The sequence below is a fragment of the Streptomyces sp. NPDC041108 genome (assembly GCF_055592645.1).
In genome coordinates this window covers 91,697-114,726 of record NZ_JBVIYK010000003.1, presented here as the reverse complement: position 1 = coordinate 114,726, position 23,030 = coordinate 91,697, and the positions used below count along the sequence as shown (strand labels likewise).

The window sequence follows — 23,030 nt, the reverse complement described above, 5'->3', positions numbered from 1 at the left end:
CACCAGCCCCCAGCCCCCACCGACCCCACCGGCCGCCCGCGGCCACAACGCACGCCCTCGCGTGCGGACCCGGGTGGCTCCGCCGCGCCGATGAGATCAGTCCCCGCCGGCCAGCAGTCGCAGCACGGCCGACGCACCACCGTCCGCCGCGTTCTCGAACCCCAGCCGCGCCCCCAGCACCTCCGCCTGCCCCACCGCGATCGTCAGCCCCAGCCCATGTCCCTTGCGGGAACCCTCCGTACGGAACCGCTGCGGCCCCTCCGCCACCAGATACTCCGGGAACCCGTCGCCGTGGTCCCGCACGGTCACCGCGGCCCCCTCGGCCGTCGCCTCCACCGTCACCACCACCGGAGGCCGCCCGTGCTTGTGCGCGTTGGCCACGAGGTTGCCCAACACCCGCTCCAGCCGCCGTCGGTCCGTCTCCACGCACGCGTCCTCGACGACACGGACCACGGTGTCGCCGCTCGCGTGCGCGGCCACCCGCTCGGCCAGCACCCCGAGCCGGATCGCGTCCAGGTCCAGCCGCTCGCCGCCCGCGTCCAGCCGTGAGATCTCCAGCAGATCCTCGGTCAGCGTCCGCAGCGCGGCCACCCGGTCGCGCACCAGCTCCGTCGGCCGCCCCGGCGGCAGCAGTTCGGCCGCCGCGTGCAGCCCGGTCAGCGGCGTCCGCAGCTCGTGCGCGACATCCGCCGTGAACCGTTGTTCGCCGATCAGCTTCCGCTGCAGCGTGGACGCCATGGTGTCCAGCGCGGCGGCCACGGCGGCCACCTCGTCGCGGTACCGCGCCGGGTCCGTCGTGCGCGGGTCGTCGACCCGGGCGTCGAGGTCGCCCGCGCTGATCCGCCGGGCCACCTGCGAGGTCGTGCGCAGCCGCCGGGTCACCCCGGTGACGCCGAGCGCGCCCACGGCCAGGGTCACCCCGATCGCCAGCGCCGAGGAGCCCAGGATGGCCCGGTCGAGGTTCTCGATCGTGGCCGCGCTCTGCGCGTAGTCGATCCGCACGGCCAGGGCGCGGCCGTCGGCGGGGGCGGCCGCCCACATCGCGGGGTGCCCGCCGGCGACCCCGACCATCGTGCCGCGCCGCCCGCTCACCGCCAGCTCGCGCAGCGGCCCCGGCAGCCCCCGCGCGTCGAGAGCGGAGTCGCGCGGCAGCCGGTTCCCCGCCTCGTACGCCCGTGCCGCATCGTCGAGGCGGGCGAGCGCCCGTGAGCGGGCGTCGCTGACGGTCCTGTCGGTGACGGAGACGTGCACCAGGGCGCCGAGCAGCGCCGCGAGCCCGCAGCACATCACGGTGATGAAGGCCAGCGCCTTCCAGGTGAGCGAGGAGGCCCAGCGGCGTAGGACGAATCGTTTCCGCGTGGTCCGCTCCGCGCTCATCGCGGACCGCCGGACGACGAGGGGCGGGCAGTGGCGGCCGGTGCCGTCGCCGCGCCGGTGGGGGACGGGCGGGCCGATCCGCCCACGCGCAGGATCTCGTCGCGGGTGAGCAGCATCGCCTGCTGCTCCTCGTCCCAGGTCCACTGGGTGCGGTACTCGTAGCCGACGATCGCCGCGGGGGAACGGATGATCACGGTACGTCCGGCCAGCTCGACCGCGAGCACCGCGTCGTCGCCGGCCAGCACCTGCACCAGCCGGTCCGCCCGGAGCGTGTACATCCGCACCGCCGTCTGATTGCCGGGCAGCAGCCGGAAGCCGAGCACCAGGTCGTCGTGGCCGTCGCCGGTGAGGTCCCGGTAGTAGGCCCGCAGGACGGGGCACTCGGCGCGGTCCCCGTCCCCGTCGCAGTCCGCCATGCGCTTGGTGGTGCCGCCGTAGACCGCGTCGGGCCCTGAGTACATCTCGGGATGCGCGGCGATCTCGGCGCGTACGACCGCCACCGGATCCACCTCGCGGATGTCCTCGCCGGGAGCCTCGACCCCCTTGACGACCTCCGTCTCGGCCTCGCCGTAGTCGTAGGCGGGGGAGGAGGCGGGCGGCTCCCCGGGCCACAGCCGGGTCGGCCCGCTCGCGGTGGGCGTCGCGCCCGCGCTCACCAGGCCCCCGGAGTCACCACAGGCCCCCAGCAGCAGGGCGGCGGCCACGGCGACCGACGCGAGGACGGCCGCACGCGCGGGACGGCTGGGCAACACGGGACTCCTGAGGGCGTCGATACGGTCCAGTACACCCTATTCGTGCGGAAGTACCGCGTCCGCGTTCGGGGCGGGAGTCCGCCTCCGCGTTCGGGACGTACCGTGTCCGATATCCGATATCCGATATCCGATATCCGTTGTCGGCGCGGGAGTGCCGCGTCCGTCCGCTACTCGGCCAGCTCCTCCAGCAGCCGTACCGTCGCCAGTCCCGTGTGCAGGTACTCCACGAACAGCTCGTTGTGCAGCGCCCACGGTGAACGGCGGGTGCGGATCAGCCGGATCGCCTCCTCGGCGGAGTGACCGTCGCGGATCAGCGCGTGCGCCACGACCAGACCGGACCGGTTGTACCCGCTGTAGCAGCGCACGAGAACCTGCTTGCCGTCCTCCAAGGCGTCGCACGCCGCCTGCGCCAGCCGCATCACACCCGCCAGCTGCGTACCGTCCAGCGGCCCGTCCGGGATCGGCCACACATGGTGCTCGACGCCGTCGTCCGGCCCGTATCCCGGCAGCCGCAGCAGCGTCAGCACCAGATCGAACTCGTCGCGTACGACCGCGAACTCGATGTCCCCGGTGCCGGTCCGCCCCGCGAACTCGTGCCCGCCCATCCACAGCCCGGGCACGATCTCGCTCCACGGTTCGCCCGGAGCCGGCACACCCGGTTGCTTCCTGCGCGACCGCAACGGCGCCTCCCCAAGCCCCCGACGACAGGCCGTCACCCCAAAGGTAGCCGGGTTCTTGCCGATGGAGCACCCCGCCTGTTCCCATGGTCGTGGGGTGATGGTGCATGAGCCGACTGCGCGTCATACCGACCTGGCGGCACGGACAGGAACGCTTGTACGTGTGCCGGACCGACGGGAGGAACGTCGCCTGGTACGACCGTGAGGCGGGCCGGGTGAACCTCCTCAGCGAGGAGCTGAGGGAGGACGTGCTGGCCGTGCTCGGCCCCTTCGTCACCGGCCCGGTAGCCGTGGGCCCGCCACCCGTGCCCACCCCCGCCGAACTGGCCCGGCTGAGCCTCCACCCGGACGACGACCTGGCCCCCAACCGCCCCGGCGAGGCGCTCCTGATCGCCCTCGACCGCGCCCCCGGCCCTCCGCGCCGGCTGCGCCCCGACCCGCGCCGCCGCGCCCTGGCCGCCGAGCGGACGGTCGGTGACACGCTGGACCGGCTGGAGGGCGCCGGCTGGCACACCCTGCACTCCGTGCCGCTGCCCGGCGGCGACCGCATCCACCACCTGCTGATCGGCCCCGGGGGACTGTTCTGCGTACGGTCCCTGCACGCGCGCCGGCAGCGCGTCGTCGTCACCGACCCGATGGTCGCCGTCGGCCGCCACGAGCCCCGCGCGTTGCTGCGCGCACTCCGCGCCGAAGCCGACCGTGCCTCCTACGCCCTCACCGCCGAGGTCCGGCCCGTGCTCGCCCTCGCCGAGCCGGCCGGCCTCGACATCACCACGCCTCCGCGCGAGGTCCGCGTCCTGTGCGACACGGACCTCGCCCAACTCGCCCGCGCGGGCGGGCAGCTCAAGCCCGCGGACGTGGAGGGGCTGCACGCGATGGCACGGGACCGGCGGACCTGGACCCGCGTGTAGACGTGTAGACCGGTGGACCGTCACGGCAGGCAGTGCGCGGCCTCCGGGTCGAGGAGCGGCGCCAGCAGGTCGCCGTGGGCCCGGAGGCGGGGGGCGATGTCCGGGGCGCGGAACTCCAGGTGCGCGGGGGAGGCGCACTCCTCCACCTCGGCCCACGTCACCGGCGTGGAGACGGTCGGCTCGGGGCGGGCGCGCAGCGTGTACGGCGCGGCCGTGGTCTTGCGGGCGGCGTTCTGACTCCAGTCCACGAACACCTTGCCGGGGCGCAGGCTGCGGTTCATCCGGTGCACGACCAGGCGGGGCAGCGCCTTCTCGGCCTCGACGGCGAGTTCCCTGGCGTACTCCGACACCCGCTCCGAGGACGCCCCGCGCACCGCCGCCAGCAGATGCAGCCCCTTCGACCCGGACGTCTTCGCGTACGCCTCGATCCCGTCCGCCGCGAGCCGCTCCCGCAGCCAGCGGGCGACCTCGCAGCACTCGACGATCGTCGCTGGTTCCCCCGGGTCCAGGTCGAAGACCAGCCGGTCGGCCTCTTCGCCGGAGCCGACGGTCCACTGCGGTGTGTGGAACTCGGCGACCTGGTTCGAGGCCCACATCAGGCTCGCCAGATCCTGCACCAGCACCATCCGGGCCGGCCCCTCCATCCGCCGCACCTCGGCGGTGGTGACCCAGTCGGGCGTGCCCGGCGGCACGTTCTTGGTGAAGAACACCTGTCCGCCCGGACCGTCCGGGTAACGGAGGAAGGAGACCGGGCGGTCGCGCAGATGCGGCAGCAGGGCGTCCGCGGCCGTGGCGTAGTAGTGGAGCAGCTCACCCTTGGTGAAGCCCGTCGCCGGGTGGAGAACCTTCTCCAGATTGGAGAGGACGACCCGGCGGCCCTCCACCTCGGTGATCGGTGTCATGGCAACAGAATTCCACGGTTCAGGGCGAAGCGTGATGAAAGGGGTGAATGAGGTGAAGCGGTGGCGGATGGGCGGGTGGTGGCCGGTGGCCGGTGGGTCGGGGTCAGTGGGTCACTGGTGGTCGGTGGGTGGCCGGGCTACCGGGTGCGGGCATCGGGCCGTGCACGGTGACTCCGCACGCCGGGAACTTGGCGAGACGCGGCGCTCCCGGCGCGCGGGGCCAAGGGGCGTACGACGTGTTCGCGTACGCGGGCGGGCACCCGCGCACCCGTCCCACCGGCGCCCACCGCGCTCCGGCACCCCACCGCGCTCCGGTCTCCCACCGCGCTCCGGCACTCCACCGCGCTCCGGCACCCCGGCAGGCGGTGGGCCCGGGCAGCGCGGTGGCCACCGGCCGCGTGCGGTCAGGCGCCCACGTACGCCGCCAGATGTTCGCCGGTGACGGTCGAGCGCGCCGCGACGAGGTCGGCCGGGGTGCCCTCGAAGACGACGCGGCCGCCGTCGTGGCCGGCGCCGGGGCCGAGGTCGACGATCCAGTCGGCGTGTGCCATGACCGCCTGGTGGTGCTCGATGACGATCACCGACTTGCCCGCGTCGACGAGCCGGTCGAGCAGCCCCAGCAACTGCTCCACGTCGGCGAGGTGGAGCCCCGTGGTCGGTTCGTCGAGAACGTAGACCCCGCCCTTGTCACCCATGTGGGTGGCCAGCTTCAGCCGCTGCCGCTCGCCGCCGGAGAGCGTGGTGAGCGGCTGGCCGAGCGTGAGGTAGCCGAGCCCCACGTCCGCCATCCGCTCGATGATCCGGTGGGCCGCCGGGGTGCGCGCCTCACCGGCGCCGAAGAACTCCTCCGCCTCGGCCACCGACATCGCCAGCACCTCGCTGATGTCCCGCCCGCCGAAGCGGTACTCCAGCACCGACGCCTCGAACCGCTTCCCCTCGCACTCCTCGCACGTGGTGGCGACGCTCTGCATGATCGCCAGATCGGTGTAGATGACGCCGGCACCGTTGCAGGTGGGACAGGCCCCCTCGGAGTTGGCGCTGAACAGCGCCGGCTTCACCCCGTTGGCCTTGGCGAAGGCCTTGCGGATCGGATCCGCCAGACCGGTGTACGTCGCCGGATTGCTGCGCCGGGACCCGCGGATCGCCGTCTGGTCGATCGCCACCACGCCCTCGGCCCCCGCCTGCCGGGCCATCGAACCGTGCACGAGCGAGCTCTTGCCGGAGCCGGCCACCCCGGTGACGACGGTGAGCACGCCGAGCGGGATGTCCACGTCGACGTCCCGGAGGTTGTTCGCGTTCGCCCCCCGGATCTCCAGCGCACCGGTGGGCTTGCGCACCGACTCCTTCAGGGCGGCCCGGTCCCCGAGATGACGGCCGGTGACGGTGTCGCTCGCCCGCAGCCCCTCCAGCGTCCCCTCGTAGCAGACGGTGCCCCCCGCCGTGCCGGCGCCGGGACCGAGGTCCACGACGTGGTCGGCGATCGCGATCGTCTCCGGCTTGTGCTCCACGACGAGCACGGTGTTGCCCTTGTCGCGCAGCCGCAGCAGCAGGTTGTTCATCCGCTCGATGTCGTGCGGGTGCAGCCCGATCGTCGGCTCGTCGAAGACGTACGTGACATCCGTGAGCGAGGAGCCGAGGTGACGGATCATCTTGGTCCGCTGCGCCTCGCCGCCGGAGAGCGTGCCCGACGCCCGGTCGAGCGAGAGGTAGCCGAGGCCGATCTCCACGAACGAGTCGAGGGTGTAGTGGAGCTTCGCGAGCAGCGGAGCCACCGACGCGTCCTCGATCCCGCGGGCCCATTGCGCCAGGTCGCGGATCTCCATCGCGCAGGCGTCGGCGATGTTGACCTTGCCGATCCGCGAGGAGCGGGCCAGCTCGCTCAGCCGCGTGCCGTCGCAGTCGGGGCACTCGGTGAAGGTGACCGCCCGGTCCACGAAGGCCCGGATGTGCGGCTGCATCGACTCGCGGTCCTTGGCGAGGAAGCTCTTCTGCAGCTTCGGGATCAGCCCCTCGTAGGTGAGGTTGACGCCGTTGATCTTCACCTTGGTCGGCGCGCGGTACAGGAAGTCGTGCCGCTCCTTCTTGGTGTACTCGCGGATCGGCTTCTCCTTGTCGAAGAAGCCCGACTCGGCGATGACCCGTACCACCCAGCCGTCGCCGGTGTAGGTGGGAATGGTGAACGGGTCCTCGGAGAGCGACTTGGAGTCGTCGAACAACTGGGCAAGGTCGATGTCGGAGACCTTGCCCCGGCCCTCGCAGTGCGTGCACATGCCGCCGGTGCGGCTGAAGCTGACCTTCTCGGTCTTGGTCTTGTCGGCCCCGCGGTCGACCGTGAACCCGCCGCTCGCCGAGACCGAGGCGACATTGAAGGAGAACGCACCGGGCGGACCGATGTGCGGCTCGCCGAGTCGGCTGAAGAGGATGCGCAGCATCGCGTTGGCGTCGGTGGCGGTACCGACGGTGGAGCGCGGGTCGGACCCCATCCGCTGCTGGTCGACCGTGATCGCGGTGGTCAGCCCGTCGAGCACGTCCACCTCGGGCCGCGCCAGGTTCGCCATGAAACCCTGGAGGAAGGCGCTGTACGTCTCGTTGATCAGCCGCTGCGACTCCGCGGCGATCGTGTCGAACACCAGCGAACTCTTCCCCGAGCCCGAGACGCCCGTGAACACCGTCAGCCGGCGCTTGGGGATCTCGATGCTGACGTTCTTGAGATTGTTCTCCCGCGCCCCGTGCACACGGATCAGATCATGGCTGTCGGCGGCGTGCGGCCCGGGAGACCGCTCCTGCGTCCCCGCCCTCGTGGCCTTGGTCATCGTTCCTCCATCTGTCGTGCGGAGCCGCGTCCCGCGGTCCCGCCGGCGTCGCCCGACCGGGTCCGATCCGCTGGGAAGGGTACGTGCGGTAGTGCGTATTCCGGATGCATTTCCGTGAGGCCGGGATAAAACGGGCGTTCGACCGGCCGGGCTGGTCGGAGGACGCGAGGCGCCGCCCGTTTCACGCTAGGCGGGCCCGGCCCCTCCGCGCTTCTCGAATCCTGACCGGCCCGCCGAGCACCCCTGATCGGTCCGCGTTACGGTGTGGACAAACCGGAAGCAGGGAACCGAAAGGTGCGTGCTGCCCGTGCGATCCATCTGGAACGGTGCGATCTCCTTCGGCCTGGTCAGCATCCCGATCAAGCTGGTGAACGCGACCGAGAGTCATTCCGTCTCCTTCCGCCAGGTCCACCTGGAGGACGGCGGCCGCATTCGTTACCGCAAGGTCTGCGAGCTGGAGGACCGCGAGGTGACGCAGGGCGAGATCGGCAAGGCGTACGAGGACGCGGACGGCACGATGATCCCGATCACGGACGAGGATCTCGCGTCGCTGCCCATCCCGACGGCCAAGACCATCGAGATCGAGGGCTTCGTACCGGCCGAGAGCGTCGACCCGCTGCAGGTGGACGCCGCGTACTACCTCGCGGCGAACGGTGTCCCCGCCGCCAAGCCGTACACCCTCCTCCGCGAGGCGCTCAAGCGCAGCGGAAAGGTCGCCATCTGCAAGTTCGCGCTGCGCGGGCGCGAGCGGCTGGGCATGCTGAGGGTCGTGGACGACGTCCTCGCCATGCACGGGCTGCTCTGGCCCGACGAGATCCGTGCGACGGACGGGGTCGCCCCCGACACGAGCGTCACCGTCCGCGACAAGGAACTCGACCTCGCGGACGCCCTCATGGACACCCTCGGCGAGGTCGACTTCGCGTCCCTGCACGACGACTACCGCGAGGCCGTCGAAGAACTCGTCGCCGCGAAGGCCGCCGGCGAGGAAGTGCCCAGCGCTCCCGCCCCGGCCCCGGGCGGCAAGGTCCTCGACCTCATGGCCGCCCTGGAGAAGAGCGTCCGCGAGGCCAAGGAGTCGCGCGGCGAGGACGTCGCCGACGTCACCCACCTCTCGTCCCGCCCCACCCCGAAGCAACCGGCCGGCAAGAAATCCACCACGACGGCCCGTGGCACGGCCGCCTCCCCGAAGAAGTCCACGACCAGGTCCGCCGCGCCGGCGAAGAAGACGGCCGCGAAGAAGTCGACGGCCAAGAAGACGACGGCGTCCAGGTCGACGGCTGCGTCCGGGACGGCGGCTGCGTCCGGGACGACGGCGAAGCCCTCGGTGTCGAAGTCCGCCTCGGCCAAGGCAACGGCGGCGAAGAGCACCGCGAAGAAGACCCCGGCGAAGAAGACGACCGCCCGCAAACGCTCGGCCTGATCGGCCCGCGCCCCCTTGCCCCGCCCGGCGCCCGGTGCCCGTGGCGGGCGGGCCGCCGAACCCTTCGGAGAGCGCGCGCCACGCGGCACGAACACCACTTCCGAGCCGGACGGTACGCGCACATGCACAAGCACTCCGCGCGGTGGACGGCGGGCCCCTCAGCCCGGCCCCCGCGCCCGGAGGACCCCACTCCTCCCGTCGGCCCGGCTCAGAGCACCTTCGCCCGTACCAGCGCCGAGAGCACGAGCGTGCCCGGCAGGAGGGGGAGCCAGACGGTGAGGACGCGATAGCCGATGACCGTGGTGGTGGCGAGGCTCGCCGGCGCCCCGAAGGCGACGAGGGCGAAGACGAGCGCCGCGTCCATGGGACCGAGGCCCCCCGGCGCGGGCACCGCACCGGCGGCGGTACTGGCGACGAGGTACGCGAAGAGCATCTGCGTCCAGGACACGGGCAGCCCGAGCGAGGTACCGACCGAGGCGACCACGGCCCCCTGACAGAGCGGGAAGGCGGCGGCCCCGCCCCACAGGGAGACGGCGCGGACGGGACGGCTGTGCACGAGCCGCGTGTCGGTGAGCGCGGAACGCAGCCCCCCGATGAGGGGACGCCGCAACGGCCGTACGGTCGTGATCAGCGTGACCACGGCGGCGAGGCCGACCCCGGTGATCGCGCCGACCAGGGCGAGGGTCTCGCCCTTGGGCAGGAGTTCGGTCAGACGGAGCGTGCCCGGGAACGCCACGACGAAGGCGACGATCACCAGGGTCTTGGCCACCGGCTTGACCGCCGAGTACAGGGCGAGCGAGGAGGTCGCACGCGCGAGGGGGATGCCCCTGCGCCGCAGAAAACGCAGGACGACCGCGTGGGCGCCGATGTTCCCCGGCAGGGCGTGCCCGGCGGCGCCGGCGGCGAACTGCGTCGCCAGCAGCTGCCCCGGCGGAAGCCGCTCCGGCACGGCCCCCTGCCGTACGCAGGCGGAGGCCACCGAGCACAGGGCCGTGAAGAACGCGCCGGCCAGCAGCCACCAGGGGTTGGCCGAGGCAAGCCGTACGGCCCCTTCATGGACCGTCCGCCAGTCGACCGCCGCCCAGACCGCCAGCAGCGCGAGCGGCAGCAGCGTCAGCGCGAACCGCAGCCGCCGGGCGTTGACGGCCGAACAGGCGGGCAGCAGCGCCCGCAGCCTGGCGGGCGGAAACGCCGCCGCCCGGCCGGCGCAGTCGGGTTCCGGGAGCGCATCGGGACAGGCGGCGCGGTCAGGCTCCGGGAGCGCCTCGGGTACGGCGTCGGGGCCCGATGCCGAGGTCCGGCCGGGGACGTGGGTGGGGTCCGAGGGCCGGGCCGGGCTGGGTATCAGGGGGAGGGGGTCGGTGACCGGGGACGGGGTGGGCCGCGAGGGGGGCGGCGCGTCGAGCGGGAGCGGGAACAAAGGGCACGTCGTCCTTCCGCGTCGCGTCGGCACGGCGGGGGACCGCTCCGACGGAGGCAGGGCAAGTCAAGAACGAAGGGAACCCCAGGACCGTTCCCACCCCAAATGACTCCCCGGTATGCACCACCCGAACTCCTGCCACCGCCGAAACGACGACACCGCTTCCCAGCAGCGACTCTGTCGTCGGCGCCCGCCCGATCCCCTCCGTCCCGTGTGAGACACAAGTCACTTCCCGGAGGCCCTCGCGCCCGACTCCCGCCAAGATCGCACTTCGCCCGCCCCATTGTTGTGACGGCGGGGCGGTGGCGGTGTGCGGTGGGGCCGTCCGCGGGCCAGAAAGCGATCCCGTCGTCGGTCTCCTGGGACGCCATCGGCGGCCTCGTCGAGGACCGGCACCGCGACACCGACACCGGACGGCCTCGACAAGTTCCGCAGGGTCCTGGCCCGCACCTGCCGCGCCCCGAGTCCACCTGCGAGGCGCTCCTCACCACCCTGCCCCCGGCCCGCCCGGCCCGCCCGGCCCGCCCGGCCCGCCCGGCCCGCCCGGCCCGCCCGGCCCGCCTGCCCGGCCCGCCCGCCCGGCCCGCCGGCCCGACGGCGTCCCGCGGCCCGCCCGGCCCGCCCGCCCCGACGGCGTCCCGCGGCCCGCCCGCCCCGACGGCGCTCCCGGCCCGCCCGGCCGACGGCGTGACCCTCCTCGTCAGGCGTACCCACCCACCCCCCGGCCCGGACCTGGCCGCCCCGTGCGACCCCCCCCCAGTGACCGGCCGTCGTCTCCCTCGCCCGCGAGGCCGTCACCGGGCAGCGGCCATTCGAGACCTGGGCGATCTGGCCCTCACCGCCGAACCGGTGGCCGGCGAGCTGGTCGCCCACGCCGTCCGGCACGCCGGCGGCCCGCTCCGGCTCCACCTCCTGCGCGACCGCGCCCCGATCCGCTCCGTGGGGGCGAAGCCCCTGGTGACGGCGAGGGCGAGGGGGGTCGGCGGCACGTAAACTCCCCACGGACAGGACCAGTTCACCGACTTCCGAGGCCGCCGCATGAAGCCCCCCACACGCACTGTCCCGACACCATGGACGCCGTGATGACCTCGAAGCGGACGCCCCCGGACCCGACGCCCACGCCCACCCGCGCCACCACACGCGCTTCCACCCGCCCGTCCCCGCGCCCCTCCGCGCCCTCCGCGCCCTCCCGAGTGACGGTCTGCCGGGACTGCTGCTGCGGTACCCCCAAACTCCCCGGCGTGGACCACGAGGGCCAGACCGCCCGCCTCCGAGCCGCGGTCCCCACCCGTGTCTCCGCCTGCCTGGACGCCTGCGACCAGGCCAACGTCGTCGTGGTCCAACCCTCCGCGGCAGGCCGCGCCACCGGTGCCCGCCCCGTCTGGCTGGGCCTGGTCAACGACCCCGAGGCCACCGAGGACATCGTCACCTGGGTCCGCTCCGGTGGTCCGGGTGTCGCCCCAATGCCCCCCATCCTCGACCTCTACCTCTTCACCCCGCCCAACCGCCGCCCCACCACCTGACGGCACCTGCCGGACGGCCGCCCCGCGCAAGTCCCGCTTTCGTCCCGCCAGTTGCTCCGCCCGGCGAGGACGCGGCGGCGTAGTCTGCGGAGATGCACTACAAGGTATGGGACGCGCATGCCGTGGAAGCCTTCGGTGCAGCGCCTCTCACGCGTCAGCAACGAGCATTCCTCGAAGGTCTCCTGCGGATGCTGGATCCACGTGCCTACGCGACCGAGCATGTGTCCGCCGTCAACAGCGCCCTGCTGACCCTCATTCGTGTGCACCATGCTCTCGAAGGAAACGTCTCGGCCGAGAGACAACCGGTCACCCGCCTGCTGAAACGGCTGACAGCCCCCGCGCGGGTCAACATGGACACCGCCAGCCTGGTCTTCGCCACGGTCCCCGACAACGCGAAACACCTGCGCGCCGCCCGGCGCCTGGTGCACTCGCTGGAGGCGACGCTCACCGATTCCACCCCGGACCACGTGAAACGGAACTACGCGGCCCGGCTGGGGCGACTCATCACGCCGGCTTCGAGATCCATCCGGGACTGGCTGGTCCCCCTATGGGAGTCCCGGATGTCCCCGGGAGCGGCAGTCACCATCCGCAACGAGATAGCCGTCGCGGTCGCCCTGCACGGACGAGACGGACTCGACCTGCGGACCGACCTGATCGCTCTCCTGAAAAGAACGTCGCCCCACGCGCCGACCACAGAGCAGATCGCGGCGGTCCTCTGGCCGGCCGAGCGACCCTTCAGAGTGGGCCTCGTGGTCCTAGGCACCCGAGAACTCAGGAATCTGGAACCCCTGCTCCCCGGCGCGAGACAGCAGCCGGTGCCCCGTGACGCCGAACCACCGCATGAGGCGCAGAGGCAGGACACACGGCGCCGTTTCCTCAGCCGTATCGCGGCCGGCCTGGACGGCCCCGCGGTGCTGGTTACGCTCCCCGTCCGCGCGGCCGACACGCACACCGCCCTGCGTCGAGGACGGCGAAAGCTGAGTGAGGTCCTGGACCAGTACGCGGCGGGCCAGCGGCTGAGCCGCCTGTCCCTCCATCCGCTCCTGTTCGCCACCGACATGAGCGCTCACGTGGTCCACGACGACGCGAGATCGAAGACCACCAAGGCGGCGCTGCCGCTGACCACCCACTGGCCGGCCTCGCTGGGCCCCGCCCTGCGCGCGGCCCACCTGGCGCAGCAGGTCGACGCTCCGATGACGACCGCGGGCCTGGTGTGGAGCGCGGTCGAGTCGGTGGGGATGAAGGCCGCCAGACTCGACATCCTGGCGAAGGCCTGCGCGCTGCACGCGGCGCGGCAACAACTCCTGGGACTGTGGCAGGTGGTGCTGCTCTCCACACAGGCGACGGTGAGGCACGCCGCCTGGCAACAGCGAGAGTACGAGCGCAAAGTGGCCCGCCTCACGCGAAGCATGGAAAAGGTGAAGGACAAACCGGCCGCCTCGGCCCGCCGGGCCCACGAGGAGATGTCCGCACGCCACTCGGCCCTGCTCGCACAAGCGGACGAGGCGCGAACGACGCAAGACAACCTGACCCGAGAAACCGACAGACTGCTGCACGCGGTGATGAAGGTGATCCTCAAAGACGGAGGCGACAGTCCGGAAAATGGGCCGAATGGCGCAATTCACCTGAATCAATGGTTTGCGGTACTCGCTCCGCCCCAAGGCGCCCCCGCAGACATCCAGTCCGCGAACAGATCTCTCGCGACCCTCGTCGCCATGACGGACGGCCTGGCCGCGGAGCAGGTAGCCACCTGGCAGAGGCGCCTCGCGCACCCCGCAGAATTCGCGACGTGGCTGCACGATCAACAGAACACCATCCACACCCAGCTCACCTGGCTCTACGCCATGCGCAACGCGGCATTCCACCAAGGTGTCTTCGCCAAGCCCGCGGACGAACTCACGGCCCAGTCCGCCCTGGGCCTGATCGACACGGTTCTGGAGTTCCTGGGCCACTGGAGCAAGAAGGAGGTCGAGGCAGGACTCCCTCTCACCCGCCCACTCCTGATCCTCGAGCAACTGGCGGCAAGACAGACCGACCTACAGGCCAGACTGAACACCGACAGCACGAGCCACCCCCTGAACCTGGACCACATCTCTGCCCCACCGACCACCGCTTCCCCGCCCCCTCCGTCCCGGACGCAAGAGTGAGGGTGACGGACCGCCCCTGAGCGCGTAACAGCGCTCAGCTGCATGGGGGCTATCACCCCCAGCCCTCGACCCCTAGGCCGCAGGAACCGATAATTCCGCCCAATCTCGGCCGCGCACCGTCGTCCGTTGGATGCTGCCTGCACCTGCTGCGTCGCATCCCGTCTCACCAGCACACGGCAACCCCAGACGTCCCGTCCGGTTCGCGCTCTACGCCTTGACCGAATCCCTAGAGACCCTCACCTCATGGGGGTTCTGGATGAGAAGCCGCGCCGCATAGGCAGAGGTCAGAACAGGTGTCCTTACTGCGGGCTCCTGCAGGATCGGGTAGCGACGCTTGAGCAGGACTGGGTGCTGCTGGAGCCCGATATGCGCCCGCCGGCCCACACGGTGCCGGCGGAGTACCGCTGGATCGAGCTGTCCGACGGGCGGGTGACGGTCTACGGAGTGTGTCCGCCGGACCAGTTCCAGCGGTGCCGCATAGAGCACCGTCTCGCCTGCCCACAGCAGGCCCTGCCGGATCTATGGCCGTGGTTGACCAGCCTGCGAGGGGAAAACGCAAGGCAAGCGCACCGGCAAAGCGCCCCGGAGCCACCACGTGTGCCCCCTGAGGAGTGGCCGGACGCGGGCTGACGAGCGCAGGGTGAAACCCCGGATTGACCAGGGGAGATGGGGGAGATGCCACAAGCTGCTTTCCAGCACTCCCCGGACAGCCGAACGGGGCCGCTGTGAGCCGCATGCGCCTCCACACATACGCGAAGACCCCACCCTCAGCGTCTCCGCTGGTGACGGGGTCTTTGGACACCTCACACAAGGTGCCCCCGGCAGGATTCGAACCTGCGCACACGGCTCCGGAGGCCGTTGCTCTATCCCCTGAGCTACGGGGGCGTGTCGGGCGCCTTGTTCGGCGGCGACGGGTAGAACCCTACCAGCTCTCCGAGGGAGATCATGAACGGTTTCTGGTGGGCGGAGGGCGGGGTTGAGCTGGGGGAGGTCGCCCGCAGGGGGTGGAAGTGGGGAAAACCCGGACGCGGCGGTGCGGACGGACCTACTCTCGAGTTGTGCCAGGCGCGTCCGGCCGGGTGCTTGTTGTAGACGACAACAAGGTCATCCGGCAGCTGATCAGGGTCAATCTCGAGCTGGAGGGCTTCGAGGTGGTGACCGCGGCCGATGGTGCCGAGTGCCTGGATGTCGTTCATCAGGTGCGGCCCGACCTCATCACCCTCGACGTGGTCATGCCCCGGCTCGACGGTCTCCGTACCGCCGCCCGGCTGCGTGGTGACGCCCGGACGCGACGCCTTCCGCTCGCCATCGTCAGTGCCTGTTCGCAGTACGAGGTCGAGGCGGGGCTCGACGTCGGCGTCGACGCCTTCCTTGCCAAGCCCTTCGAGCCGGCCGAACTCGTCGCCCTCGTGCGGCAGTTGATGGAGCGAGCGAGTTCAACTGACGGCGAGGGCGTGCCGTACGGGATCGGTGTCGACGGCCCCGCCCCCGCCGGCGCCCCGCTCGGCGGGACCGAGCACACCGAGTGTGCGGAGCGCGCCGGCCGCAGCGGAACCTGAACCTGAACCTGAATCTGACTTCGGGGTGAGGGGTCGTGGCGTGAATTCTTGGCGGTCTGCCGCCCCGTGAGGCTGGGCCTTTCCGGCTGATCTGGGACCTCTGGGACGCCTGGGGCCTCTGGGGCCTTTGCGCCCCGACACCCCGGTGTCTCAACACTCCCGAGCCTCGGGGCGCTCCCGCCCTTCCAAGGCGCGTCGCTCTCGTCGTCCCTGCGCTGAGCCTCCCGCCCGCTCCCTGTCCACATCCCGGACCTCAGGCCAAACCGGCTCGCATACCCACCCCCCTCCTCCCCTACGCTTGTCCCCGTGACCCCCGTCGAGCTCTCCCGTACCGTGCTGCGCGCGGTGCGTCGTGCTGTGGACGACGGGGAGCTGAGTGTCGCCGTGCCCGCACGTGCCGTGGTGACCCCGCCCGGGCCCGGAGGGAGCGGGGACTACGCGACGAACATCGCGCTGCAGCTGGCCCGGCCCGCCGGGCGGCCGCCGTTGCAGGTCGCCGAGATACTGCGGCCCCATCTCAGCAGCACCGAAGGCGTCGCCGCCGTCGAGATCACCGGGCCCGGGTTCCTCAACATCCATCTCGACCGGGCCGCCGCCACCACGCTCGTACGCCGAATCCTGGGCACGGAGGGCAGGGAGAGCAGGGACGGCATGGAGGACACGGAAGGCAGGGGCGGAACGGACGGCACGGAGGGTGGCGGCCAGGACTCCACCTCCCTCCCGTACGGCCACAGCGACACCCTCGCCGGGCAGGTCGTCCGGCTGCGCATCCCGTACGACATTCGTGCGGAGGTCGTCGCCGACGCGCTCGTGCGGATCGTCGCCAGCCAGGGCGGTCGCGTCGAGGTCGATCACATCCGGCCCCAGCACGTCGCCGCCGACCAAGGCGACGACGGCAGCCCCATCGACCTCCGCCCCGTCCCCGCTCCCGAGGACCCCACCCCCCTCGGCCCCGACGCCCTCCGCTGGGCCCTCCTGCACCCGGCCGCCCACGACCGCCCCCGGATCACCGCGGACCTCCTCGCGCAGCGGGCCGGAAACCCCCTCTTCCGGGTCCGTTACGCCCACGCCCGAGTCCGCGCGCTCAGCCGCAACGCCGCGGCCCTCGGTTTCACGGCCGCCCCGGGCCCCCTGGGCACCCCCTGCGCCTCGGCCGACCTCTACGCCTCCGCCACTCAGCGCACCCCCGACCCGTCCACCACCCTCGTCACCGCCCTCACCACCTATCCCTCCACCCTCACCCGAGCCGCCACCCTCCGTGCTCCCGATCGTCTGGCCCGGCACCTGGTCGTCCTCGCCGACGCCCTGCTCGCCTTTCAGCACACGGTGCTGCCGCGCGGCGACGAGAAACCCTCGGCCGCCCACCGGGCCCGGCTGGCGCTTGCCGAAGCCACCGGGACGGTGCTGGCCGGCGGCCTGTCCCTGCTCGGCATCGACGCACCCGACTACCTCTGAGCGAGCCCGCGGAGCCAAAAGCCACCAAGCCGAGAGCAGAGGCCGAGAGCCGACGAGGCCGTGGTCCGAGCCCGGACCCAGCCCGGACCCAGCCCGGACCCAGCCCGGACCCAGCCCGGACCGAGACCGGACCCAGTCCAGGGCCGGCTCAGGCCAAGCCCCCGATAGGCAGCCCCCGCCCCGCAGCCGGAGTTCACAGAAAGCCGTACAGATATGAGCCGTTCCGCACACCCCGCCGGTCCCCGTCACGCCGACGTGCTTCCCGAGGGGCACTACGCCGCCCCGCCCGCCGATCTGAACTCGCTGGACCCGAAGGTGTGGGCGCAGACCGTCACCCGTGCCGACGACGGAGTCGTCAGCGTCGGCGGGATCGATGTGAAGGCGCTCGCCGAGGAGTTCGGCACGCCGGCGTACTTCGTCGACGAGGCCGACTTCCGGGCGCGGGCGCGCGCCTGGCGTACGGCCTTCGGGCAGGACGCCGACGTGTTCTACGCGGGGAAGGCGTTCCTGTCCCGGGCCGTCGTGCGCTGGCTGCACGAGGAGGGGCTCAACCTCGACGTCTGCTCGGGTGGTGAGCTGACGACCGCCCTGTCCGCCGGTATGCCCGCCGACCGCATCGCCTTCCACGGCAACAACAAGTCCACCGACGAGATCCACCGTGCCGTCGAGGCCGGCGTCGGCCGTATCGTGCTCGACTCCTTCCAGGAGATCGTGCGGGTCGCCCACATCGCCCAGTCGCTCGGCCGGCGGCAGCGGGTGCAGATCCGCGTCACCGTCGGCGTCGAGGCTCACACGCACGAGTTCATCGCCACCGCCCACGAGGACCAGAAGTTCGGGATCCCGCTAGCCGGCGGGCAGGCCGCGGAGGCCGTGCGGCGGGCGCTCAAGCTGGACGGGCTCGAACTCATCGGGATCCACTCGCACATCGGGTCCCAGATCTTCGACACGTCCGGGTTCGAGGTCGCCGCCCACCGTGTCGTCGGACTGCTCAAGGACATCCGTGACGAGCACGGTGTCGAACTGCCCGAGATCGATCTCGGCGGCGGGCTCGGCATCGCCTACACCAGTGCCGACGACCCCCGCGAGCCCCATGAGATCGCCAAGGCCCTGACCGAGATCGTCAACCGGGAATGCGACGCCGCCAAGCTCCGGACCCCCCGGATCTCCGTCGAGCCGGGGCGCGCCATCGTCGGGCCCACCGCGTTCACGCTGTACGAGGTCGGCACCATCAAGCCGCTGGACGGGCTGCGGACGTACGTCTCCGTGGACGGCGGCATGTCCGACAACATCCGGACCGCGCTGTACGACGCCGAGTACAGCGTCGCGCTGGTGTCGCGCACCTCCGAGGCCGAGCCGATGCTCGCGCGCGTGGTCGGCAAGCACTGCGAGAGCGGTGACATCGTGGTGCGGGATGCGTTCCTGCCGGCGGACCTGGCACCGGGTGACCTGATCGCCGTTCCGGCGACCGGCGCGTACTGCCGTTCGATGGCGAGCAATTACAACCACGTGCTGCGGCCGCCGGTCGTCGCCGTCAATGATGGACAGGCCCGCGTCATCGTCCGCCGGGAGACGGAGGAGGATCTCCTCCGTCTCGATGTCGGATGATTTACGCGCGGCCGGGTGAACCACGCGCGGTTCGCATGATCCACGCGCGGTTCGGACGGTCCGTGCGCGGTTCGCATGATCCGTGCGCGGTTCGTACGTTCCGCGCGGGTTCGAGTGATCCGCTGATCAGCGCGCGGAGCGGGCGATACCCGCGCACGCACCCGCACCCACCCGCACCCGCGCACCCACCCGACCCGCGCACACCCCCCGAGCGCCGAGCACCCGAACACCGCATCGCACCGCACCGCGTCGCACCAAAGCACCGCGTCGCACCGCGTCGCACCAAAGCACCGCACCGCACCGCGTCGCACCAAAGCACCGCACCGCACCGCGTCGCACCAAAGCACCGCGTCGCACCGCGGCGCCCGAGCGCCACGGCACTCCGCATCACGCGCCGCGTTTCACCCCGCGCCACGCACCACACAACAAAAGAACATCGCCAAACCCGGGCCGAAAGATCTCCGTCTTCCGGCCCGGTGAAAATGAAATAGATGTCTCACGATCCGGACGAAGGATAGAAACTCCCGTCCGGTGAGTGAGACTGGTTCCACCGTATTCGGTATGTCGGTAGTGAGGAAACGAGGTCGGATGATGCGTACGCGTCCGCTGAAGGTGGCGCTGCTGGGCTGTGGGGTCGTCGGCTCAGAGGTGGCGCGCATCATGACGACGCACGCCGACGACCTCGCCGCCCGTATCGGCGCACCGGTCGAACTCGCGGGCGTGGCGGTCCGGCGGCCCTCGCGGGTGCGCGCGGGCATCGACCCGGCGCTCGTCACCACCGACGCGACCGCCCTGGTCAAACGGGGGGACATCGACGTCGTCGTCGAGGTCATCGGCGGTATCGAGCCCGCCCGCACCCTCATCACCACCGCGTTCGAGCACGGAGCCTCCGTCGTCTCCGCCAACAAGGCGCTCCTCGCCCAGGACGGTGCCGCGCTGCACGCCGCGGCCGGTGAGGCCGGCAAGGACCTCTACTACGAGGCCGCCGTCGCCGGCGCCATCCCGCTGATCCGGCCGCTGCGCGAGTCCCTCGCCGGCGACAAGATCAACCGGGTGATGGGCATCGTCAACGGCACCACCAATTTCATCCTCGACAAGATGGATTCCACGGGCGCCGGGTATCAGGAGGCCCTCGACGAGGCCACCGCCCTGGGATATGCCGAAGCCGACCCGACCGCCGATGTCGAGGGGTTCGACGCCGCCGCCAAGGCCGCGATCCTCGCCGGCATCGCCTTCCACTCGCGCGTGCGGCTCGACGACGTGTACCGCGAGGGCATGACCGAGGTGACCTCGGCCGACTTCGCCTCCGCCAAGAACATGGGCTGCACCATCAAACTGCTCGCCATCTGCGAGCGGGCCGCGGACGGTGGCTCCGTCACGGCGCGCGTGCACCCCGCGATGATCCCGCTGACCCACCCCCTCGCCTCCGTGCGCGGCGCCTACAACGCCGTGTTCGTGGAGTCGGACGCCGCAGGTCAGCTGATGTTCTACGGACCGGGCGCGGGCGGTGCCCCCACCGCCTCCGCCGTGCTCGGCGACCTCGTCGCCGTGTGCCGCAACCGGCTCGCGGGCGCCACCGGGCCGGGTGAGTCGGCGTACGCCGCCCTGCCGGTCTCGCCGATGGGCGACGTGACCACCCGCTACCACATCAGCCTCGACGTCGCCGACAAACCGGGTGTTCTCGCCCAGGTGGCGACCGTGTTCTCGGAGCACGGTGTGTCGATCGATACGGTGCGGCAGCAAGGACGGCAAGACGGCGGCGGCGAGGCCTCTCTCGTCGTCGTCACCCATCGCGCCTCGGACGCCTCCCTCAGCGGGACCGTCGAGGCGCTGCGCAACCTCGACACCGTGCGGGGTGTCGCCAGCATCATGCGGGTTGAAGGAGAGTAACCAGCAATGACTCACCAGTGGCGCGGAATCATCGAGGAGTACCGGGACCGGCTGCCCGTCTCCGACAGCACGCCGGTCGTGACGCTCCGCGAGGGCGGCACGCCCCTCGTACCCGCGCAGGTGCTCTCCGAGCGCACGGGCTGCGAGGTCCACCTCAAGGTCGAGGGTGCCAACCCGACCGGGTCCTTCAAGGACCGGGGCATGACCATGGCCATCACGCGGGCGAAGGAGGAGGGCGCGAAGGCGGTCATCTGTGCCTCCACGGGCAACACCTCCGCCTCCGCGGCCGCCTACGCGGTCCGCGCGGGCATGGTCTCCGCCGTGCTCGTCCCGCGCGGGAAGATCGCGCTGGGCAAGATGGGCCAGGCCCTCGTGCACGGCGCGAAGATCCTCCAGGTCGACGGCAACTTCGACGACTGCCTCACCCTGGCGCGTGAACTGAGCGACAACTACCCGGTGGCGCTGGTCAATTCGGTGAACCCGGTGCGCATCGAGGGCCAGAAGACCGCCGCGTTCGAGATCGTGGACATGCTCGGCGACGCCCCTGACATCCACGTCCTGCCGGTGGGCAACGCGGGCAACATCACGGCGTACTGGAAGGGCTACACCGAGTACGCCGCCGACGGGATCGCGTCCAGGACCCCGCGCATGTGGGGATTCCAGGCTTCCGGTTCCGCGCCCATCGTGCGCGGCGAGGTCGTCAAGGACCCCTCGACGATCGCCACCGCGATCCGCATCGGCAACCCCGCGTCCTGGAACTACGCCCTGGCCGCGCGGGACGAGTCGGGCGGCCTCATCGACGAGGTGACGGACCGTGAGATTCTGCGCGCCTACCGGCTGTTGGCCGCGCAGGAGGGTGTCTTCGTGGAGCCCGCCTCCGCCGCCTCGGTGGCCGGTCTGCTGAAGGCCGCGGAGAACGGCAAGGTCGACGCGGGCCAGACCATCGTCTGCACGGTCACCGGCAACGGCCTCAAGGACCCCGACTGGGCCGTCGCGGGTGCCCCGCAGCCCGTCACCGTCCCGGTCGACGCGGCGACGGCGGCCGAGCGCCTCGGCCTCGCGTAACCGCACGCCGATCGCTCGCGTATCCTCTCGCCAGCCTTTCGAAAGACCTGGGAGTCGCGCGTAGACGGCGATTCCCGGGGGATAACCCTGGCAGGACCCGACAGGGGGTGCACAGGGGGCTTACGACACGCATCGTGCGCCTCTTGTGCGCCCTATGTCGCCACAGAACCTTCCTTCGATAGGCTGTAGTGAACCCGCCCGCCGCATATGCCCCCCTGGGGTGCGGCGCCGCGCCGTCCTGAACGGCCGCAGGGTCCTCACGTACGCATCGAATGTCATTCGACAATCGTCAATCCCGCAGCTCAAGGAGAGTCATCGAGCGATGGCCGGTCCAGCGTTCCGCGCCGCCGCCGTACGGGTGCGCGTCCCCGCCACCAGCGCCAACCTCGGCCCGGGCTTCGACACCCTGGGCCTGTCGCTGGGGCTCTACGACGACGTGGTCGTCCGGGTGGCCGACTCCGGCCTGCACGTCGACATCGCGGGGGAGGGCAGCGAGACACTCCCGCGCGACGAGCGGCATCTGCTCGTACGCTCCCTGCGCACCGCCTTCGACCTGCTGGGCGGACAGCCCCGGGGCCTCGAGATCGTGTGCGCCAACCGCATCCCGCACGGCCGCGGCCTCGGCTCCTCCTCCGCCGCCATCTGTGCCGGCATCGTCGCCGCCCGCGCCGTGACCATAGGCGGCGACAACCGGCTGGACGACGCCGCGCTGCTCGAACTGGCCACGGAGATCGAGGGCCACCCCGACAACGTCGCGGCCTGTCTCCTCGGCGGCTTCACGCTCTCCTGGATGGAGGGCGGCGCCGCGCGCGCCATCAGGATGGAGCCCGCGGATTCCATCGTTCCGGTGGTTTTCGTCCCCGGGAAGCCCGTTCTGACGGAGACGGCGCGCGGACTGCTCCCGCGCACCGTCCCGCACGTCGACGCCGCGACCAACGCGGGCCGGGCGGCGCTCCTGGTGGAAGCCCTGACCAGGCGCCCCGAGCTGCTGCTGCCCGCCACCGAGGACCGGCTGCACCAGGAGTACCGGGCGCCCGCCATGCCGGAGAGCACGGCCCTGGTCGAGCGACTGCGGGCCGACGGCATCCCCGCGGTCATCTCCGGCGCCGGACCCACCGTCCTGGCCCTGGCCGACGACGCCAGTGCCGACAAGGTCGCCGATCTCGCGGGTGCGGGCTGGGCCGCCAACCGGCTGGACCTCGACGCCCGAGGGGCGTGCGTCCTGCCGCTCACCACCACCGTCACCGGACCCGGCGCCGACAGCGCCGAGGAATAGCGGAGTCCGGTTGCGGGATTTCGAGAGGGGGAATGTTTGTTGGATCCGGTAGTGTTAACCTCAAGTCTGCACCTGCCCCAGCCATGGCGAGGTGCTTATCGTCCCCGCGAGGGACAACCTTTCTTCCGGGAGTCTCCCAAGCCGCACTGTGCTTCGTACGTCAAGCTCTACGCCGTACGCAGGCACTGAGCGGTCTGCCGAGCAGGCCCCGGAACCGGCGCATCGCCGAGCCGCGTGA

Annotated in this window: 18 protein-coding genes and 1 tRNA gene; 12 read left to right on the top strand and 7 right to left on the bottom strand. The window is 71.7% G+C overall.

All coding sequences use genetic code 11. From position 1 onward, the window contains the following. Window positions 1-96: 96 nt before the first annotated feature. From ACZ6BB_RS10045 to ACZ6BB_RS10035, 3 genes are all read right to left on the bottom strand, one after another. The gene (locus ACZ6BB_RS10045; protein ID WP_471614818.1) at window positions 97-1,377 is read right to left on the bottom strand and encodes an ATP-binding protein; all 1,281 of its coding nucleotides are present in this window, start codon (window positions 1,375-1,377) and stop codon (window positions 97-99) included. After that, window positions 1,374-2,129 carry a hypothetical protein gene (locus ACZ6BB_RS10040; protein ID WP_471614817.1) on the bottom strand — a complete coding sequence of 252 codons (756 nt, stop codon included), beginning with the start codon at window positions 2,127-2,129 and terminating at the stop codon, window positions 1,374-1,376. The genes ACZ6BB_RS10045 and ACZ6BB_RS10040 overlap by 4 nt, the downstream gene beginning before the upstream one ends. A gap of 167 nt (window positions 2,130-2,296) precedes the next feature. Further along, a complete protein-coding gene (locus ACZ6BB_RS10035) occupies window positions 2,297-2,809 on the bottom strand; it encodes a protein-tyrosine phosphatase family protein (RefSeq protein WP_471614816.1) in 513 nt (170 codons plus the stop codon). A 104-nt stretch (window positions 2,810-2,913) separates the two neighbouring features. Between ACZ6BB_RS10035 and ACZ6BB_RS10030 the strand changes: the two genes are divergently transcribed. Then, window positions 2,914-3,717: a nuclease-related domain-containing protein gene (locus ACZ6BB_RS10030; protein WP_471614815.1), complete on the top strand. Its 804-nt coding sequence runs from the start codon at window positions 2,914-2,916 to the stop codon at window positions 3,715-3,717. A gap of 20 nt (window positions 3,718-3,737) precedes the next feature. On the opposite strand, the gene ligD is transcribed toward ACZ6BB_RS10030, so the two are convergent. Further along, the gene (gene ligD / locus ACZ6BB_RS10025) at window positions 3,738-4,619 is read right to left on the bottom strand and encodes a non-homologous end-joining DNA ligase (RefSeq protein WP_471614814.1); all 882 of its coding nucleotides are present in this window, start codon (window positions 4,617-4,619) and stop codon (window positions 3,738-3,740) included. Window positions 4,620-5,023: 404 nt separating this feature from the next. Further along, a complete protein-coding gene (locus tag ACZ6BB_RS10020) occupies window positions 5,024-7,432 on the bottom strand; it encodes an ATP-binding cassette domain-containing protein (RefSeq protein WP_471614813.1) in 2,409 nt (802 codons plus the stop codon). 307 nt (window positions 7,433-7,739) lie between these two features. Here ACZ6BB_RS10020 and ku point away from each other — a divergent pair, with 307 nt between their 5' ends. Beyond that, a complete protein-coding gene (gene ku, locus ACZ6BB_RS10015) occupies window positions 7,740-8,852 on the top strand; it encodes a non-homologous end joining protein Ku (protein ID WP_471614812.1) in 1,113 nt (370 codons plus the stop codon). Between the two features lie 208 nt (window positions 8,853-9,060). On the opposite strand, the gene ACZ6BB_RS10010 is transcribed toward ku, so the two are convergent. Then, on the bottom strand, window positions 9,061-10,272 hold the full coding sequence (locus tag ACZ6BB_RS10010) for a lysylphosphatidylglycerol synthase transmembrane domain-containing protein (RefSeq protein ID WP_471614811.1): 1,212 nt from the start codon (window positions 10,270-10,272) through the stop codon (window positions 9,061-9,063). 315 nt (window positions 10,273-10,587) lie between these two features. Here ACZ6BB_RS10010 and ACZ6BB_RS10005 point away from each other — a divergent pair, with 315 nt between their 5' ends. The 4 genes from ACZ6BB_RS10005 (at window position 10,588) to ACZ6BB_RS09990 (ending at window position 14,572) form a co-directional block, all read left to right on the top strand. Then, on the top strand, window positions 10,588-11,265 hold the full coding sequence (locus tag ACZ6BB_RS10005; RefSeq protein ID WP_471614810.1) for a hypothetical protein: 678 nt from the start codon (window positions 10,588-10,590) through the stop codon (window positions 11,263-11,265). An 89-nt stretch (window positions 11,266-11,354) separates the two neighbouring features. Beyond that, a complete protein-coding gene (locus tag ACZ6BB_RS10000) occupies window positions 11,355-11,795 on the top strand; it encodes a hypothetical protein (RefSeq protein WP_471615298.1) in 441 nt (146 codons plus the stop codon). A gap of 92 nt (window positions 11,796-11,887) precedes the next feature. Next, complete coding sequence (locus ACZ6BB_RS09995; protein ID WP_471614809.1) at window positions 11,888-13,942, top strand: hypothetical protein; 2,055 nt, start codon at window positions 11,888-11,890, stop codon at window positions 13,940-13,942. Between the two features lie 243 nt (window positions 13,943-14,185). Beyond that, window positions 14,186-14,572: a DUF6083 domain-containing protein gene (locus ACZ6BB_RS09990; RefSeq protein WP_471614808.1), complete on the top strand. Its 387-nt coding sequence runs from the start codon at window positions 14,186-14,188 to the stop codon at window positions 14,570-14,572. Between the two features lie 183 nt (window positions 14,573-14,755). On the opposite strand, the gene ACZ6BB_RS09985 is transcribed toward ACZ6BB_RS09990, so the two are convergent. Next, a tRNA-Arg gene (locus tag ACZ6BB_RS09985) sits at window positions 14,756-14,827 on the bottom strand. Window positions 14,828-14,952: 125 nt separating this feature from the next. Here ACZ6BB_RS09985 and ACZ6BB_RS09980 point away from each other — a divergent pair. The 6 genes from ACZ6BB_RS09980 to thrB all read left to right on the top strand — a co-directional run bounded on the left by ACZ6BB_RS09980 (window position 14,953) and on the right by thrB (window position 22,792). After that, complete coding sequence (locus tag ACZ6BB_RS09980) at window positions 14,953-15,501, top strand: response regulator (RefSeq protein ID WP_471614807.1); 549 nt, start codon at window positions 14,953-14,955, stop codon at window positions 15,499-15,501. Window positions 15,502-15,807: 306 nt separating this feature from the next. Next, complete coding sequence (nrtL, locus tag ACZ6BB_RS09975; RefSeq protein ID WP_471614806.1) at window positions 15,808-16,956, top strand: ArgS-related anticodon-binding protein NrtL; 1,149 nt, start codon at window positions 15,808-15,810, stop codon at window positions 16,954-16,956. 213 nt (window positions 16,957-17,169) lie between these two features. Continuing rightward, a complete protein-coding gene (gene lysA, locus ACZ6BB_RS09970) occupies window positions 17,170-18,561 on the top strand; it encodes a diaminopimelate decarboxylase (protein ID WP_471614805.1) in 1,392 nt (463 codons plus the stop codon). 591 nt (window positions 18,562-19,152) lie between these two features. After that, the gene (locus tag ACZ6BB_RS09965; protein WP_275460431.1) at window positions 19,153-20,451 is read left to right on the top strand and encodes a homoserine dehydrogenase; all 1,299 of its coding nucleotides are present in this window, start codon (window positions 19,153-19,155) and stop codon (window positions 20,449-20,451) included. A 6-nt stretch (window positions 20,452-20,457) separates the two neighbouring features. Next, the gene (thrC, locus tag ACZ6BB_RS09960; RefSeq protein ID WP_471614804.1) at window positions 20,458-21,516 is read left to right on the top strand and encodes a threonine synthase; all 1,059 of its coding nucleotides are present in this window, start codon (window positions 20,458-20,460) and stop codon (window positions 21,514-21,516) included. A 322-nt stretch (window positions 21,517-21,838) separates the two neighbouring features. Continuing rightward, window positions 21,839-22,792: a homoserine kinase gene (gene thrB, locus ACZ6BB_RS09955; protein ID WP_471614803.1), complete on the top strand. Its 954-nt coding sequence runs from the start codon at window positions 21,839-21,841 to the stop codon at window positions 22,790-22,792. Window positions 22,793-23,030: the final 238 nt, after the last annotated feature.